The sequence below is a fragment of the Lacipirellulaceae bacterium genome, from assembly GCA_040218535.1.
GTDB lineage: Bacteria > Planctomycetota > Planctomycetia > Pirellulales > Lacipirellulaceae > Adhaeretor.
This window is the reverse complement of the sequence record JAVJRG010000012.1, coordinates 619,193-634,531: the sequence shown is the minus strand read 5'-3', so window position 1 is coordinate 634,531 and position 15,339 is coordinate 619,193. Positions and strand designations below refer to the sequence as shown.

Genomic DNA, 15,339 nt, shown 5'->3' with positions numbered 1-15,339 from the left:
AAGAAGCGTGCTGGCGAGCGTGTTGGGTCAGGCGGAAACAACACGAAACTCGTCCAGCACACTCCTGTCTAAAGTGGCCTCCCCGCGAAACCGAGTGCGTCTCGGCACTCACCCGGCCCGCGGTTCAGCCACATCTGGCCCGAAGGCCAAATGGGTGCGTTGAAATGAGTTAGTCGGCCCGGCTCTTTTCACGCTCAGTCTCCCTCTGGCCAAGGCGCAAAAAAAACCCGGCCTGCGGAGAGGCTCCCAGGGGGAAACCAGCTTCGCAGCCGGGCTTTCGTAGACCGACAATAATAGTGTTCCGACCAAATCGCGGTCGCAACGTGGACAATAGTAACGTTCGGCGATGAGCTGTCAAGCAAAATTTCGATTTCAGGTAGAAATCCACTGTACGGGATGCCCCAAGATCGCCAAACTAGTGTCTCCAAGCCGGCATTTAGCTACATAGGGCTTGCAAAGGTTAGGCACTCTCGGCGGGACAATTCGGCACTCGGCTAGTCGATACTTTCCCTCTCGCTCTATATCTAAGAAGGTAATGACGACGCGCTGCGGGTGTCGTTGCATGCGAAGCTATGGCCGAAGCAATTAAGATTCTGATCGCGCATCACGATGCGCTTGTTCGAAAGACGCTTGTTGATGCGATCAAGAGTCTCGACTACGAGATCCAAGCAACCGTTGAGACCTGCGGTGGGATCACTGAGCAGTGCCAACGCGAGCGACCTGAGCTAATCATCAGCGGCGTGGACATGCCCGACGGCGACGCCGTAAGCGTGCTAATCGAGGTTAGCAAGGAAGACCCAATCCCCGCCATCGTGGTTACTGATAACGATTCGCTCCACGATGTCGAACGGGCTCTGCAAGATCACGTTATGGCTTATCTCCTTGAGCCGATCGAGAGTGAGCATATCCAGCCGACCATCTACTTGGTATTAAGGCGATTTGAGCAATTCGAAGCTCTCCATGAAGAAGTTCAGGACCTACGGCAAGCCCTTGCGGACCGTAAAATTATCGAGCGAGCCAAAGGCATCCTTATGAGCCAAAGCCAACTCGACGAGGGGGATGCCTTCCGCCGCCTGCAGAAGCTAGCAAGCGAAAAACGGCGGAAACTGGTCGATATCGCCAACGCGATCATCACCGCCCAAGAAGCCCTGAGCGACTGAAAGCCTTCAAGAGCCGACAGGCGTCAGCCGTCGGGTTGCACTCTCACACTCGCTTAATCTTCTCGACGCTTCGACCCGAGAGCTTACGCACCTCGGCTCAGGAGTAGTTATCTTGGTCAAAGCCCCAACTCCTCTCGCCACTCGGGTGCGATCCACAAGGCCAGTGGTCGCTCTTGACGCGCAACATAGCGCACTGCTGTTGCCACAGCGCGTGCGTCGCTTTTTCTCCGCTTCGAGCCCGACCGCGTCCACCAGTCGCGTTTCCCCCAAGAGCGGTTCAATATTCGGCTCCCATAAGCTTTGAAGTCCCCAAGCAGTTTTTCCGGGTCGATCGCTTCGGCAACGCCTACAATCAAATGCACGTGATTAGCCATGACAGCCACCGCAGCGAGCTGCCACCCTCGATAGGTAGCCGTCTCTTGAAATTGCTGGAGTAGCCGGGTGGCTTGCTCGCGTTTCAGCCACACGGGCTTCTCCTTCAAACTCGATTGAATCGCGCGATGAAGCTTGGGCAAGTCGCGGTCGCAGGGAACTCCGTAGTGGTTGTTCGAGCGCCGCACTCCGTGGCCATCGACGGCATTCCCCACGAAACCACGCTGGTCACCAGGAAGCCAAGTCCCGTGAGTGGTCCAAGTGAGGAGCCAGTGCAGGTTCATCAGAAGCGTTTCCAGTGAGGATGAGCAAAGAGCAAATGTGAACGCATGTATACTCACAGCTATTTTGTATGTCAAGAATATTCGAAGTGAATCGAAGCAAGAGCAACCAGCTCAAGAGCCGACAGGCGTAAGCCGTCGGGTTGCGCTCTCATGATCGTTCCATCTTCATCTCCGCTTCGACCCGAGAGCTGACGCTTCTCGGCTCATAGATCGTGCATGTTTGGCTCACGGGTCATGCTTCGAGTTTTTCAAAAAACTCACGAGTGAGCAGTTGACCGAATTTCGCAATCGGCTTAGAATCCTCGATTCCCCATTATTTCGTGGGGTTCACTGTATTCAGGCTCTTTGAAACTTCAAGAATTGGTTCCTGGCCGTGGCTGCCTTGGCAGTCCGGAGCATCTGGGAAAAGCGAACTATGGCTCAAGACGTCATTCGTATCCGTATGGAAGCTTACGATCATTCGGTGCTCGATTTGAGCTGTGCCGAGATCGTGGACACCGCCAAGCGAACCAACTCAGAAGTTCATGGCCCCATTCCGCTGCCGACGCGGATTGAGCGATATACGGTCCTCTCGGGTCCGCATGTCGACAAGAAAGCCAGGCAGCAATTTGAAATCCGCACGCACAAAAGGCTGATCGATATTGTCCAGGCCACGGCCAAGACAATCGAGGCTCTGAATAAGCTGAGCTTGCCGGCGGGCGTTGACATCAAAATCAAGGCGACTACCACCTAAGAACCTTTGCGTCTCTAGGTAGACGTCTTTCACTTTTATATCAGGTTTGAACCTATGCTGCGGAAGTTCCGCGGGTAAGTTTTGCCGACTGCCTTCCTCTTCGGGGGATACGCGACAGGTGATTTCTCCCGCTGGGCGTGCCGACCACAGGAAAACTCAACGATGGCTATTGGTATCTTGGGCCGTAAGGTCGGCATGACGCAGGTGTATGACGAGTCAGGGAAAGTCGTTCCCGTGACGGTCGTCGAAGCTGGCCCATGTAGTGTCTTGCGGGTCCGCACTCCTGAACGTGACGGCTATGAAGCGGTCCAGCTTGGCTATCTTGATAAGCCCCGTCGGTTGGCTTCTCGCAGCGAGCGTGGTCAGGTCGCCAAGCTCGACAGCAAGCGTTCGAAGCGCCGTGCTGCCGGCGGAATTGAACCAGTCGCTAAGGCTGATTGCGAGCCCAAGCGTTTCGTCCGCGAAATTCGCGGGGGAGCGGGTGAGCTTGAGGTTGGTGGCGAGGTCAAGGTTGGTGCTTTCGAGGGGGTCGAGCGAGTTGATGTCGTCGGCATCAGCAAGGGTCGCGGCTTCTCGGGGGCGATGAAGCGGCACAACTTTGCCGGCCAGCGTGCTTCACACGGTGTCAAGAAATGCCACCGTCACATGGGTGGTACTGGCTGTAGTGCTTATCCGAGCCGCCTTTTCAAAGGTGTGCGGATGCCAGGCCAATATGGCAATGCCCGCTGCACCTTGCGGAATCAGAAGGTGGTCAGCATTGATGCAGAGCAAAACCTGCTTGTGATTCAGGGTGGTATTCCAGGGCCTAACGGCGGCTACGTAGTGGTTCAGGAAACTAACAAATTGAGATAAGGCTTCTGGCGAGCAGAGGCTTGTCTCAGGGGTGCAGTTCGAGCGAATTATGTCGAAACTTACAGTACACGATGCGAAGGGCAAAAAGGTCGGCACCTATAATGTCGAGCCTGCCGATTTCGCTCCGCACATCAACAAGCAGTTGCTGCACGACGCAGTGGTGATGTACCAGGCGAACGCTCGCCAGGGTTCGCATCAGACCAAGAGTCGCGGCAAAGTGGCTGGCGCGAAGAAGAAGATGTACCGCCAGAAGGGCACCGGTAATGCTCGTGCTGGTTCGCGTCGTTCGGGTATTCGTCGGGGCGGTGGTCACATCCACAATATCCGTAATCGCGACTACTCGTACTCGCTGCCTCGCAAAGCACTGCAGTTGGCAATGCGGATGGCGGTCGCTGCGAAGTTGCAGGATGAAGAAGTCACGCTGATTGATAAGCTTGAGTTCGAGCAGCCCAAAACCAAGGACATGGCCGGCATCATCAAGACGCTTGACTGCGACAAAGGTTCGCTGTTGGTCACGACGCCAGCCTACAGTCCAAATGTTTATAAGAGCGCTCGCAATATTGCGAAGGTTTCGGTTTCACCTGCCGGTGAGCTGAACGCCCTTAATGTGCTTTCCGCTGATCGTTTGCTATTCACTCCCGAGGCCATGGACGCGTTAAAGGCGAGAGTGGCAAAGTCCCCGGAAAGCAATGGAGCCGCCGAGTAAGCCCCTCGGCAAGCGACTTGTCGCTTAGCCGTGAAATGGATCAACAGCCATGCCAAGACATATCCCCCAAAAGACGAGCCTCGAGCTAAAGCCCCATCAGGTGATCATCAAGCCATTGGTCACGGAGAAGGGGATGCATAAATCGACTCGCAATAATGCCTACGCCTTCGAGGTCAATCGTTTGGCGACGAAGACCGACGTCCGCAAAGCCGTTGAAGAGTTGTTCGAGGTGAAGGTCCTGAAGGTTCACACGCAGAATCGCAAGGGCAAGTATCGCCGCACAAGAGCCCGCATGGGCAAGACTGCTGATTGGAAGAAAGCGATCGTCACGCTCGATGCCGAGCATCGCATCAACTTCTTCTAGGCCACCACAGAAACTGATCGCCGACAGCCGATAGCTGAAAGCCACCGACTATGGGTATTCGAAAATACAAACCGACCACTCCGGGCCGTCGCGGCGCCTCGGTGAGCGACTTCGCTGACTTGACTCCAGGAGCCAAGCCAGAGAAAAGCTTGCTCCGCTCGAAAACCAAGACCGGCGGCCGCAACAATCAAGGCAAAATCACTGCCCGCCACCGTGGTGGTGGACACAAGCAGCGTTATCGCGTGGTCGATTTCCGCCGCAATAAAGACGGAATCCCCGCGAAGGTCGATTCGATTCAGTACGACCCCAATCGTTCTGCTCGCATCGCTTTGCTCCACTATGCCGATGGCGAGAAGCGTTACATTCTGGCTCCTGCCGGATTGAAGGCAGGCGATCAGGTGATGAGCGGTCCCGAAGCTCCCGCGAAGTTGGGCAACTGCTTGCCACTAGCGAAGATCCCGCTAGCGACTGAAATCCACAATGTTGAACTGCGTGCCGGAAACGGTGGCGTCCTCTGCCGTGGTGCGGGGACCAGCGCCACGCTGATGGCTCGCGAAGCTGAGTGGGCACAGATTTCTTTGCCCAGCGGTGAAATTCGCCGTGTCCCTTCTGCTTGCCGCGCAACGATTGGGGCGACCGGCAACGGTGATCACTCGATGATCGTTCTCGGCAAAGCAGGCCGTAAGCGATGGATGGGGCGTCGCCCGCATGTTCGCGGAACCGCGATGAACCCAATCGACCACCCGCACGGTGGCGGCGAAGGTCGCACCAAGGGTGGCCGTCACCCCGTGAGTCCCGAGGGCAAGAGCGCTAAGGGTGGTTCGACACGCCAGCGTCGCAAGGCATCAAACAAGGCCATCATCCGCCGTCGCCGCAGCAAACGCTACGGCACACAGAAATTGATCAAGTAGTTGCGTCCGTAACTGAAAACTGAAAACTGCACACTGAAAACTAACTATGGGCCGTTCGCTTAAAAAAGGACCTTACGTCGATTTGAAGCTCTATCTCAAGGTAGAGAAGCAAAACGAGGCGGGGATGAAAGAGCCAATCACCACTTGGGCACGTGCCTGCACGATCGTCCCTGAGTTTGTTGGCCACACCTTCATGGTCCACAACGGCAAGCAGCACCTGAAGGTTCAGGTCACCGAAGATATGGTCGGCCACAAGTTGGGCGAGTTCTCGCCAACTCGCAACTTCCGTGGTCACGGCGGCAAAGGCAAAAAATAACCGCCCGCGGCTTAGCCGCAGCAATGGTTCGCCAAACGAAGGCTTTAACTATGGCATACACAGCACACCATAAACACGCACGAATCAGCGCGACGAAGGTTCGCCCCTTGGCGAAGCTGATTCGTGGTCAGCGAGTCGATGACGCACTGGCGATCTTGAAGTTCCAGCCACAGCGTGGCGCTCGGATGTTGGAGAAGGTGCTCAAAAGCGCGTTGGGCAACGCCGAAGATCAACGTGCTACCAACATTGGTGGCCTGCGAGTGATCGAAGCCCGCGTCGATGGTGGCCCCATGTTCAAGCGAGTTCGCCCCCGTGCCCGTGGCATGGCTCACATCATCAAGAAACGTTTTTCACACATCCATATTGCCATTGAATAGGAAAGGCTATTAGCTCTTGGCTATTAGCTATTGGCGGAGTTCCTTCAATCAATAGCCAAAGGCCAGCAGCCGAAAGCCCCAAACTTATGGGTCAAAAAGTCAATCCAATTGGTTTTCGCACGGGCGTTATGCTCGACTGGAAGAGCCGCTGGTACGCCTCGAAGAAGGACTTTGCCGATCTGCTTGTCGAGGACAAGAAGATTCGCGATTACGTCCATTCGAAGTACAAGTTCGCCGGCATCCCCAAAGTGGAAATCGAGAGGACACGTGATGAAGTGAAAGTCATCCTCCATGCTGCCCGTCCTGGTGTGATCATCGGGCGCAAAGGTACCGAGGTTGAGCAGTTGCAAGATGAGTTGCAGGCCCTGGTGGGCAGGCGCATCAACATCAAGATCGAAGAGATTAACCGCCCTGAGCTGCAAGCTCAGTTGGTGGCAGAAGACATCGCTGAACAACTCGTCAAGCGTGCCGGTTTCCGCCGCACGATGAAGCGAGCCATGGAACAAACCATGGAAGCAGGTGCCAAGGGCATCAAGATTCAGCTCGCGGGTCGACTGGGCGGTGCCGAGATGGCCCGTCGTGAGAAGCAGATTTCCGGATCGATTCCGCTCAGCACTTTGCGGGCGAAGATCGATTACGGCATTGTCGAAGCCAAGACGGCCCAAGGCCACATTGGCATTCAAGTTTGGATTAACCAGGGTATGTTCGAGGACCAAGCCGATGGCGCTGATGCCGAAGAGGGTCAAACACAGAAAAAGCCAAAGAGGTCGTATAAGAGGTAACGCGACCCGTGGCAACACGGTCGTCTTCGGCGAGTACGGTCTCCAGTCGATGGAGGGCGGATGGATCAGCGCCGCGACGATCGAGGCGGGTCGTATCGCTGCCCAGCAATACGTCCGTGGTGAAGGAAAGTTGTACATTCGCATCTTTCCCCACAAGTCGATTACGTCCATTCCGCTTGAAACCCGTATGGGTAAGGGTAAGGGAGAGCCTGACTACTGGGCCGCAACGGTCAAGCCAGGCACGATTTTGTACGAGGTGAGCGGCGTGACTGAGCAGGCGGCTAAAATTTGCTTTGCCCGCTTGGCTCATAAGATGCCCGTTCGCGTCCGCATGGTGAAACGTACCTAGAACGAAACAGCGAAGCACAATGGCCAACAACAGCGAATTACGCGACATGAGTGACGAGCAACTTGAGTTGACGCTCAAGGATGCGGCCGAAAACTTATTTCGCCTCCGTGTGCAGTCCCAGACGGAAAAGCTCGACGCCCCAAGCGAGTTGCGTCGTCAGCGTCGGTTGATTGCTCGCGTGAAAACGATCCAAACCGAAAGACAAAAAGCGGCCGCCGCAAAGTAACGCGAGCAGCTCATTCAGTAGCAAGAGCCCCTATCCCAGAAACTCAGCATGCCAAAGAAACAACTAACCGGCGTCGTGATGAGCGATAAGTGCGACAAGACACGTCGCGTGGAAATCAAGCGTCTCAAGCGTCATCCCAAGTACGGCAAGTTTGTCCGCAGTAAAACGATCTGCCACGTGCATGACGAGAATAACGAGTCGGGCATCGGCGATACCGTCGAGATCATCGAGTGCCCACCCAAGAGTAAGACGAAGCGTTGGGATTTGCTTCGGGTGGTAGAGAAGAGTCAATTGGTCGACATCACTGCGATGCGTGCCGCAGCGAAGCTTGAAGAGGCTCGCCAGAAAGAAATTGAAGAGGCCCGCGCCAAAGACCCCAAGCCACAGGAAGTGAAGCAAGAAGAGGCCCAAGCTCCTGAGTCGGCTGAAGCTGACTCCCAAGAAACAACAGAAGATTAACCGCAACGCTTGCCGGTTTAGCCATAAAAGAAGTTTTCGAGTTTACCCATGATCCAAATGCAATCCCGCCTAGCTGTCGCGGACAACACCGGTGCGAAAGAAGTGATGTGCATCAAGGTGCTTGGTGGTAGCCGACGCCGTTTCGCACAGATTGGCGATGTGATCGTCTGCAGCGTGAAAAGCGTCATCCCAGGCAGCGAAGTGAAAAAGAAATCCGTCATCCGCGGCGTGATCGTGCGAACCAAAGCACCCACGCGTCGTCCCGACGGCAGCTACGTTCGCTTCGATAGCAACGCGATTGTGCTGATTGACAAAGATAATAACCCGCGGGGAACACGCATCTTTGGTGCTGTTGCCCGTGAATTACGCGAGCGTCGATTCATGAAGATCGTCAGTCTTGCCAGTGAAGTTGTATAACGCGAAGTCGTATAAGTAGTGAGGCCCTGTAACCATGCTCATTAGAACAGGCGATACCGTCGAAGTGACGACCGGTGCTGATCGCGGCACGCAAAGCCGTGTGATCCAGGTTGATCGCGCCACGGGAAAAGCGTTGGTTGAGAACGTGAATCGTGTTTACAAGCACGTCCGACGTAGCCAGAAGCATCCCCAAGGTGGTCGTCTGAGTAAGGAAATGCCCATCCAGCTGTCGAACCTCGCCTACATCTGCGAGAGCTGCGGCAAGAAGACACGATTGGGTGCCCGCTACCTAGACGACGGTGCAAAAGAGCGTTTCTGCAAAAGCTGCGACGCCAGCGCCGGTGAGATTGCCCCCGCGAAAGAAAAATACGCAAAGAAGTAAAAGGCTATTAGCTATCGGCTTTCGGCTATTAGCCAGGGCCGTCAGCCGACAATCGACAGCCACGAGCCCAAAACAATGACTCCACGACTTCAAGAACAATTTGAAAACCAAGTGCTGCCGGCTCTCAAGGAGAAGCTTGGTCGGGACAATCGCTTGAATCTGCCCAAGATCGAAAAGATCGTGGTCAGCATGGGCGTCGGCTCGGCGATCAGCGACAAGAAGCACATCGAAGAGGCAGTCTCAGCAATGGCAGAAATCACCGGCCAAAAGCCGATGGTTTGCAAGGCACGCAAGAGTGTCGCCGGCTTTAAGCTACGCGAAGGTCAAGCCATCGGCTGCAAGGTCACGCTCCGCGGCCCACGGATGTACGAATTCCTGGATCGCTTGATCTCGCTGGTGCTGCCTCGTGTCCGCGACTTCCGCGGCTTGAAGCCCACAGCCTTTGATGGCAACGGAAACTACAGCCTTGGTTTGACTGAACAATTGGTTTTCCCTGAGTTGAACCCAGACAAGTACACCCGCCCGCAGGGCATGAACATCGCCATCTGCTGCACCGGCGGATCGGATGACGAGTCTCGTGAACTGCTCCGCGGCTTTGGAATGCCGTTCAAGACTCCCGAGTCAGCAACCTAACGATTTAGAAAGTTTGAGGAGCCCAACGTGGCAAGCAAGTCAAAAATCGCGAAGGCGAACCGAACGCCCAAGTATTCCTCGCGACGCGAGTCGCGTTGCAAGCTCTGCGGACGCCCTCGTGCCGTTTATCGCAAGTTTGGCATTTGCCGAATCTGCTTCCGCAACCTTGCCGACAAGGGCCTGATCCCTGGTGTGAAGAAGGCAAGCTGGTAGTTCCGACAAGTTATTTATCCTAATAGAGATTCGTTAACCGGCGTCACCCACGACTGCCGTATTAGCAACAACGCAAGCGTCCCCGCGAGGGGAATGAACCCGCAATGATGACCGACCCGATCGCCGATATGCTCACCCGCATCCGGAATGCCGTTAGCGTAGAAAAACCCGAGGTAGCGATTCCGCTGTCCAAGGTCAAGCGCGGCGTGGCTGAGGTGCTCAAGCGCGAAGGTTACATTTGGGACTGGACCGAAGAAGCCGTCGAAGGCAAGCCTGTCAAACACTTACGCATTGACCTGAAGTACGGTCCCAATGGCGAGCGGGTCATTCGTCACATTAAACGAGTTAGCAAGCCAGGTTGCCGTGTATATAGCCGAGCGACCGAATTGCGTCCGATCCTCAACGGGTTGGGCATTTCGATTATCAGTTCCAGCCGAGGTGTGATCAGCGACCGCGAAGCACGTCAGAAGAAGCTCGGTGGCGAAGTTTTGTGCGAATTATGGTAAGCGGCTGTTGGCTGATAGCTATCGGCTATTGGCTTTCAGTTAGAGAAACAGAAACAACAAATCAGCCAAGAGCTAACAGCCAGTAGCCAAGGGCCCTAAGCAATGTCCCGTATTGGAAAAAAACCTGTTGCGATCGCCGACGGAGTTAAAGTTAACGTCGCAGGCAACGATGTGAATGTTGAAGGCAAGCTCGGGAAGCTTTCCTTTACGCACCGTCCTGAAATCGAAGTGAAAGTCGATGATGAGGCGAAGGAGGTCGTCGTCACTCGCAAGAAGGACGATCGCGAAGGCCGTGCTTTGCACGGTTTGACTCGCGCTTTGATTGCCAACATGGTCGAAGGAGTCACCAACGGTTACGAGAAGCGTCTCGAAATCCACGGCGTAGGTTACCTGGCCGCAATTCAAGGTGACACACTTCAACTGCGTGTCGGCTTCGCCAACGAGATCCACAAGAAGATTCCTAAAGAATTGGATGTCAGCTGCCCTGATCAAACACACGTTGTTGTCAAAGGTACCGACAAGCAAAAGGTCGGACAGTTTGCCGCTGAAGTCCGTGCCGTCCGCAAGCCAGAGCCTTACAAAGGGAAGGGCGTCCGCTACGAAGGCGAGCAAGTCCGTCGCAAGGCCGGTAAGACTGCCAAGTAGTTGTTGAGTAGAACAAAAATTGCCGACATCAACCGGATGTCGTTATGAGAGAAAAGCCATGAAACACGCCAAAGCCATCGGCAAACAACGTCAACGTCGCACGTACCGCGTCCGCAAGCGACTACGCGGCGATGCTGAGCGTCCGCGCCTTTGTGTGACACGCAGCCATAAGAACATCACAGCACAGATTATCGATGACGAGCAAGGCAAGACGCTTGTTTCTGCTTCGACTACCGACAAAGGTCTTTCCAGTATCAAGTACGGCGGTAATGTTGCTGCCGCTTCGGAAGTTGGCAAGATCATCGCCCAACGTGCGGCCGACGCAGGTGTGAAGCAAGTTCGCTTTGATCGCGGAGCTGCAAAGTTCCACGGTCGAGTCGCCGCCCTTGCCGAAGCTGCCCGTGAAGCAGGCCTCGATTTCTAGAAAACACAGAACAAGCATTAGCAAACTCACTGGAGTAACCGTGTCCACTGGTGCCCCCCCCAGCAATTCGAAAAAAGACGGCAAGTCCGACGGTAAAGGCGGCAAGCGCCGTCGTCGCCCGCAGAAGTCCGACGAAGAGAAGCAACGCGGCGAACTCTTAGAGAAGGTCGTCAAGATCAAGCGTTGTGCTGCCGTTGTCAAAGGCGGTCGTCGCTTTAGCTTTGCCGCCATGGTCGTGGTCGGTAACGGCAAGGGCAAAGTCGGCTGGGGTTATGGCAAGGCCAACGAAGTGCCGCCCAGTGTCGAGAAAGCCGTCAAAGAAGGAATGCGTAGCCAGGTGGAAATCCCCATGGATGAGTCCACCATTCCTCACCAAGTGGTTGGCGAATTCGGTGCCGCTCGTGTGGTGCTGGTTCCCGCGGGTCCCGGTACCGGTGTCATCGCCGGCGCAGCCGTACGTGCGGTGTGCGAGGCGGCTGGTATTCACGACATTCTCACGAAGAGCTTCGGATCGAATAATCCCGTTTCGCTAGTGAAAGCGACCATCGCGGGGCTCAAGCAACTACGGCCAAAAATCGAGGTCGAGCGCCTCCGTGGAGTAAACCTCTCATGAATTTAAGCGACGTCCACCGCGGCATACGCGGTCATAAAAAGAAAAAACGTATCGGTCGAGGCTCCGGCTCCGGCCATGGCAAGACCTCCGGTCGCGGTCATAAGGGGCAGGGCTCGCGCTCGGGTCACTCTCGCAAGCCAACGTTCCAAGGTGGTGCAATGCCACTGGTACGCCGCGTCCCCAAGCGTGGTTTCAACAATCGCTGGGCTTTGAAAGTTGCTGTGGTCAATGTTGGCCAGATCAACGACAATTTCGAGGCAGGCGAGGAAGTCTCCCTGAGGGCTCTGGCGGCGAAGAACTTGGCTCGCGGGCGTTTCGACATTCTCAAAGTGCTGGGCGATGGCGAGCTGACCAAGAAGGTTTCCATCCAAGCACACCGTTTCAGCAAGAGTGCGGCAGAGAAGATCGAAAAAGCTGGTGCGGAAATGGTCGTCCTGGCTGCCAAGATTCCCGTGGAAGAAAAGAAGCGGGAGAAGAAGGCTGCCAAGGCCTAACCCACCTTTCATCTTGCGACCTACGATTCATCACCTGAGCTGATTTCACAAACTAGGTAGGATTCAACCAAGCAGGATTGTTGTATGTGGGAAAAGCTCCGCGTCGTTTGGCAGATTACGGAACTTCGCAAGAAGATCCTTCTTACCTTAGGTCTGTTGGCCGTTTACCGACTTGGCTTTCAGGTCCCGCTGCCAATTGTCGACCCTAACGCGATCGAAGCCTTCGGTAAAAGTGGAAGCGACTTCGCCAAGGGTCTCCAACAGGTGGCGATGCTCAGTGCTAGCCAATTGACCCAAGTCACAATCTTCGGTCTGGGAATCATGCCGTATATTTCGGCGTCGATTATCTTTCAGCTACTCGGCAGCGTTTATCCTCCTCTGGAAGCCCTCCAGAAAGAGGGTGAAGCGGGCCGTAAGAAAATCAACGAGTACACGCGCTACGCGACGGTGGCGATTTGCTTGATCCAAAGCTATCTCTACGTGACGGCTTTTGTGATTCCCCAGGGATTAGTCAAAGAGACTTATCTCGTTGACGGTTCGCTGCCGTTCAGTTGGATCATGATCAGCGTCCTAACGATGACAGCGGGAACCGTGTTCCTGATGTGGATCGGCGAGCAGATCGACGAGTTCGGCATCGGCAACGGTATCAGCCTTTTGATTATGGCGGGTATTCTCGCTTCCATGCCGGCGGCAGCCGCTGAGCTTTTGGGCAACGCTTCGATTTCTCTTGAAGGCGGCAAAGGCGAATACGGCATTGAGCAATTGCTCCTGTTGGCAGCGATGTTCCTGGCCGTGGTGGTTGGCGTGGTCTACATCACCCTTGGCCAACGCCGCATTCCCATGCAGAGCGCTAAGCACGTCCGGGGTCGTAAAGTCTTCGGCGGGGCACGCCAATACTTGCCTCTCAAGGTGAACCAAGCTGGCGTGATGCCAATTATCTTCGCCAGCAGTTTGATGATGATTCCCGCGTTGCTTTTCGGGCAGCTCGCCAAGCTTAGCGAAGACCCAGACAGCACGTTTGGCGCGATCATGCGGTCACTTGCCGATAGCTTCCAGGCGAACTCCTATCTGTATGTCATCGCATACATCGCCTTGATTTACTTCTTCTGCTTCTTTTGGACAGCGATCACCTTCAATCCAAAAGACGTCTCGGACAACTTGAAGAATTACGGCTCGTTCATTCCAGGCTATCGTCCCGGGAAGCGTACCTCGGACTATTTGGAAAAAGTCATGTTCCGCATTACCTACGTGGGTGCAGGCTTCCTGGCTTTGGTAGCAATTATTCCTACTTTGATTTCTGCCTCGGTTGGTGTTTCCTACTTGGTATCGAGCTTCTTCGGTGGAACAGGATTGCTGATTGCCGTTAGTGTTGCGTTCGACCTCGTGCAGAAGATCGACAGTCACCTCGTGATGCGGAATTACAAAGGACTGCTGGAATCCTAAAGCCGAGGCGTACTGGGTTGGTTGCTGTATTCAGCTGACCTGCTCAGGGAAGTCAGTAGCAATGGGCACAGCGACGCGAGAGTTATGCGGATTGTTTTCATAGGGCCGCCCGGTGCCGGGAAGGGGACGCAGTCAGTTCGGCTTGCCGAGAAGCTGAAAGTTCCACACCTTTCTACCGGCGACCTGCTCCGCGAAGCATGTCGTCAAGGAACGCCCATCGGCAAGCAGGCCGAAGAGTTCATGCAGACGGGGCGATTGGTGCCCGATGATCTCGTTCGCGAGATTCTCGTCGCCCGCGTCGAGGAACCCGACTGCCAAGGCGGATACATCCTGGATGGATTCCCACGGACGGAGTTTCAAGCGGAGACGCTTGATGAAATGCTCGAAGAGCATGGCATGCCGTTGGATCTGGCTGTCGAGATTCGAGTCGAAGAGTTGATTCTCCTTGCGAGGCTATCAGATCGAGGCCGCGAGGATGACAACCTGGAGATTATCAAAAAGCGATTGCAGCAATACAACGACTTAACCCGTCCGCTGTTGGAATATTACCAGCAGCGTGATGTGCTGCACGTGATCGATGGCCACGGCACACCGGATGAGGTGTTCGGCCGCATCGTGGCTGCCGTGGGACAGGAAAGTCATGGAGCAACGGAGTAGAGAAATACTTTGTAGGGTTCGTTTCGCAGTTGCTCGCGACACCCTGCACCTTTTGCCAGCAGTCTATCGATCTGGCCTGAACAACAAGCGAATCTGAACTGCCTCCGATGGCCGAACTGAAATCCAAACGCGAACTCAAAAAAATGCGGCGCGCTGGCCTGGCAGTTTGGCGTGCGCATCAGATCGCTGCGGAGATGATCGGCCCCGGAGCGACGACCAAAGAAATCGACAAGGCGATCGAAGCCCACTTCGATGAGCTTGGTGCGACGCCGCTGTTTAAGAACTACCCCAACTCCGTCAAAACCAAGCCACCGTTTCCAGCCGTCACTTGTATGAGCGTCAACGAGGCGGTCGTCCACGGCATCCCCGATGATCGTCCACTCGAAGAGGGCGACATCGTCAGCATCGACACCGGCTGTCGCCTCAACGGCTGGTGCGGCGACGCGGCCGTGACCCACGCCATTGGTGAAGTCAGCCCAGAAGTCCAGAAGTTACTCGATGTCACGCAAGGGACGCTCGATTTGGCAATTGAACTGCTCGCGGTGAAGAACCGCTGGAGCTCGATTGCTCGCGAGATGGCCAAGTACGTCCGCGACCACGGGTTCTCCACGGTCGAGTGCTTTGTCGGGCACGGCATCGGACGCGACATGCACGAAGACCCGCAAGTGCCTAACTTTGCTGGCCGGGGGCTCAAAGGGAGCGGCGATTTTCTCATCGAGGAAGGTCTCGTGATTGCCGTTGAGCCCATGGTCAACATGGGCACCAAGCGGGTGAAAATGATGAAAGACTACTGGACCCAAGTCACCGCCGACGGCAAGCCAAGTGCCCACTTTGAGCATACGATTGCGATTACCGAAGACGGCCCCGAACTGCTTACCAGAGCCCCCACGCCCGCAGAATTGGAAGAATTGGCTGTTTAGCGGAACGAGACAAAAACCGCTTGCCAGCCCTTGAAGCCTCCTCCCAGAAACGGCTATATTAGCACGTTTCGACCAATCTCGCCGGAGCCGACAGTAGTGGC

General features: G+C 55.3%; 24 protein-coding genes and 1 pseudogene. 24 read left to right on the top strand and 1 reads right to left on the bottom strand.

Going from position 1 to position 15,339, the window contains the following annotated elements:
• Positions 1 to 572: 572 nt before the first annotated feature.
• Positions 573 to 1,160 (top strand): ANTAR domain-containing protein, encoded by a 588-nt coding sequence (locus tag RIB44_16705; GenBank protein MEQ8618217.1) that lies wholly within the window; start codon positions 573 to 575, stop codon positions 1,158 to 1,160.
• A gap of 116 nt (positions 1,161 to 1,276) precedes the next feature.
• Here the strand turns inward: RIB44_16705 and RIB44_16700 are convergent, their stop codons facing one another.
• A complete protein-coding gene (locus RIB44_16700; GenBank protein MEQ8618216.1) occupies positions 1,277 to 1,816 on the bottom strand; it encodes a transposase in 540 nt (179 codons plus the stop codon).
• 415 nt (positions 1,817 to 2,231) lie between these two features.
• On the opposite strand from RIB44_16700, the gene rpsJ reads away from it, so the two are divergent.
• The 23 genes and pseudogenes from rpsJ to map all read left to right on the top strand — a co-directional run bounded on the left by rpsJ (position 2,232) and on the right by map (position 15,238).
• Positions 2,232 to 2,549 carry a 30S ribosomal protein S10 gene (gene rpsJ / locus RIB44_16695; protein ID MEQ8618215.1) on the top strand — a complete coding sequence of 106 codons (318 nt, stop codon included), beginning with the start codon at positions 2,232 to 2,234 and terminating at the stop codon, positions 2,547 to 2,549.
• A gap of 195 nt (positions 2,550 to 2,744) precedes the next feature.
• Positions 2,745 to 3,401: a 50S ribosomal protein L3 gene (gene rplC / locus RIB44_16690; GenBank protein MEQ8618214.1), complete on the top strand. Its 657-nt coding sequence runs from the start codon at positions 2,745 to 2,747 to the stop codon at positions 3,399 to 3,401.
• Between the two features lie 49 nt (positions 3,402 to 3,450).
• Complete coding sequence (gene rplD / locus RIB44_16685; GenBank protein ID MEQ8618213.1) at positions 3,451 to 4,107, top strand: 50S ribosomal protein L4; 657 nt, start codon at positions 3,451 to 3,453, stop codon at positions 4,105 to 4,107.
• Positions 4,108 to 4,156: 49 nt separating this feature from the next.
• Entirely contained in the window at positions 4,157 to 4,471 is a 315-nt protein-coding gene (gene rplW, locus RIB44_16680; protein ID MEQ8618212.1) for a 50S ribosomal protein L23, read from the top strand.
• A 50-nt stretch (positions 4,472 to 4,521) separates the two neighbouring features.
• Positions 4,522 to 5,382, top strand: coding sequence for a 50S ribosomal protein L2 (rplB, locus tag RIB44_16675; GenBank protein MEQ8618211.1), 861 nt, complete (start codon positions 4,522 to 4,524; stop codon positions 5,380 to 5,382).
• Between the two features lie 46 nt (positions 5,383 to 5,428).
• Positions 5,429 to 5,698: a 30S ribosomal protein S19 gene (gene rpsS, locus RIB44_16670; protein ID MEQ8618210.1), complete on the top strand. Its 270-nt coding sequence runs from the start codon at positions 5,429 to 5,431 to the stop codon at positions 5,696 to 5,698.
• Positions 5,699 to 5,748: 50 nt separating this feature from the next.
• The gene (rplV, locus tag RIB44_16665) at positions 5,749 to 6,075 is read left to right on the top strand and encodes a 50S ribosomal protein L22 (protein MEQ8618209.1); all 327 of its coding nucleotides are present in this window, start codon (positions 5,749 to 5,751) and stop codon (positions 6,073 to 6,075) included.
• Positions 6,076 to 6,161: 86 nt separating this feature from the next.
• Complete coding sequence (gene rpsC, locus RIB44_16660; GenBank protein MEQ8618208.1) at positions 6,162 to 6,857, top strand: 30S ribosomal protein S3; 696 nt, start codon at positions 6,162 to 6,164, stop codon at positions 6,855 to 6,857.
• On the top strand, positions 6,805 to 7,206 hold the full coding sequence (gene rplP / locus RIB44_16655) for a 50S ribosomal protein L16 (protein MEQ8618207.1): 402 nt from the start codon (positions 6,805 to 6,807) through the stop codon (positions 7,204 to 7,206). The genes rpsC and rplP overlap by 53 nt, the downstream gene beginning before the upstream one ends.
• A gap of 19 nt (positions 7,207 to 7,225) precedes the next feature.
• Positions 7,226 to 7,432, top strand: a complete 207-nt coding sequence (rpmC, locus tag RIB44_16650) for a 50S ribosomal protein L29 (GenBank protein ID MEQ8618206.1) — start codon at positions 7,226 to 7,228, stop codon at positions 7,430 to 7,432.
• A gap of 48 nt (positions 7,433 to 7,480) precedes the next feature.
• Positions 7,481 to 7,726, top strand: a pseudogene (gene rpsQ, locus RIB44_16645) (30S ribosomal protein S17).
• Between the two features lie 213 nt (positions 7,727 to 7,939).
• On the top strand, positions 7,940 to 8,308 hold the full coding sequence (rplN, locus tag RIB44_16640; GenBank protein ID MEQ8618205.1) for a 50S ribosomal protein L14: 369 nt from the start codon (positions 7,940 to 7,942) through the stop codon (positions 8,306 to 8,308).
• A gap of 34 nt (positions 8,309 to 8,342) precedes the next feature.
• Positions 8,343 to 8,690 carry a 50S ribosomal protein L24 gene (gene rplX / locus RIB44_16635; protein MEQ8618204.1) on the top strand — a complete coding sequence of 116 codons (348 nt, stop codon included), beginning with the start codon at positions 8,343 to 8,345 and terminating at the stop codon, positions 8,688 to 8,690.
• Between the two features lie 75 nt (positions 8,691 to 8,765).
• Positions 8,766 to 9,323, top strand: coding sequence for a 50S ribosomal protein L5 (gene rplE / locus RIB44_16630; protein MEQ8618203.1), 558 nt, complete (start codon positions 8,766 to 8,768; stop codon positions 9,321 to 9,323).
• 27 nt (positions 9,324 to 9,350) lie between these two features.
• Complete coding sequence (locus RIB44_16625) at positions 9,351 to 9,536, top strand: type Z 30S ribosomal protein S14 (protein ID MEQ8618202.1); 186 nt, start codon at positions 9,351 to 9,353, stop codon at positions 9,534 to 9,536.
• A gap of 104 nt (positions 9,537 to 9,640) precedes the next feature.
• A complete protein-coding gene (gene rpsH, locus RIB44_16620) occupies positions 9,641 to 10,042 on the top strand; it encodes a 30S ribosomal protein S8 (GenBank protein ID MEQ8618201.1) in 402 nt (133 codons plus the stop codon).
• 102 nt (positions 10,043 to 10,144) lie between these two features.
• Positions 10,145 to 10,687: a 50S ribosomal protein L6 gene (gene rplF, locus RIB44_16615; protein ID MEQ8618200.1), complete on the top strand. Its 543-nt coding sequence runs from the start codon at positions 10,145 to 10,147 to the stop codon at positions 10,685 to 10,687.
• A gap of 58 nt (positions 10,688 to 10,745) precedes the next feature.
• Positions 10,746 to 11,111 (top strand): 50S ribosomal protein L18, encoded by a 366-nt coding sequence (gene rplR / locus RIB44_16610; protein ID MEQ8618199.1) that lies wholly within the window; start codon positions 10,746 to 10,748, stop codon positions 11,109 to 11,111.
• A gap of 40 nt (positions 11,112 to 11,151) precedes the next feature.
• Positions 11,152 to 11,724: a 30S ribosomal protein S5 gene (gene rpsE, locus RIB44_16605; GenBank protein ID MEQ8618198.1), complete on the top strand. Its 573-nt coding sequence runs from the start codon at positions 11,152 to 11,154 to the stop codon at positions 11,722 to 11,724.
• Positions 11,721 to 12,218 carry a 50S ribosomal protein L15 gene (gene rplO, locus RIB44_16600; protein MEQ8618197.1) on the top strand — a complete coding sequence of 166 codons (498 nt, stop codon included), beginning with the start codon at positions 11,721 to 11,723 and terminating at the stop codon, positions 12,216 to 12,218. The genes rpsE and rplO overlap by 4 nt, the downstream gene beginning before the upstream one ends.
• 84 nt (positions 12,219 to 12,302) lie before the next feature.
• Positions 12,303 to 13,661, top strand: a complete 1,359-nt coding sequence (gene secY / locus RIB44_16595) for a preprotein translocase subunit SecY (GenBank protein ID MEQ8618196.1) — start codon at positions 12,303 to 12,305, stop codon at positions 13,659 to 13,661.
• A gap of 84 nt (positions 13,662 to 13,745) precedes the next feature.
• Entirely contained in the window at positions 13,746 to 14,318 is a 573-nt protein-coding gene (locus tag RIB44_16590) for an adenylate kinase (protein ID MEQ8618195.1), read from the top strand.
• 107 nt (positions 14,319 to 14,425) lie between these two features.
• Entirely contained in the window at positions 14,426 to 15,238 is an 813-nt protein-coding gene (gene map / locus RIB44_16585) for a type I methionyl aminopeptidase (GenBank protein ID MEQ8618194.1), read from the top strand.
• Positions 15,239 to 15,339: the final 101 nt, after the last annotated feature.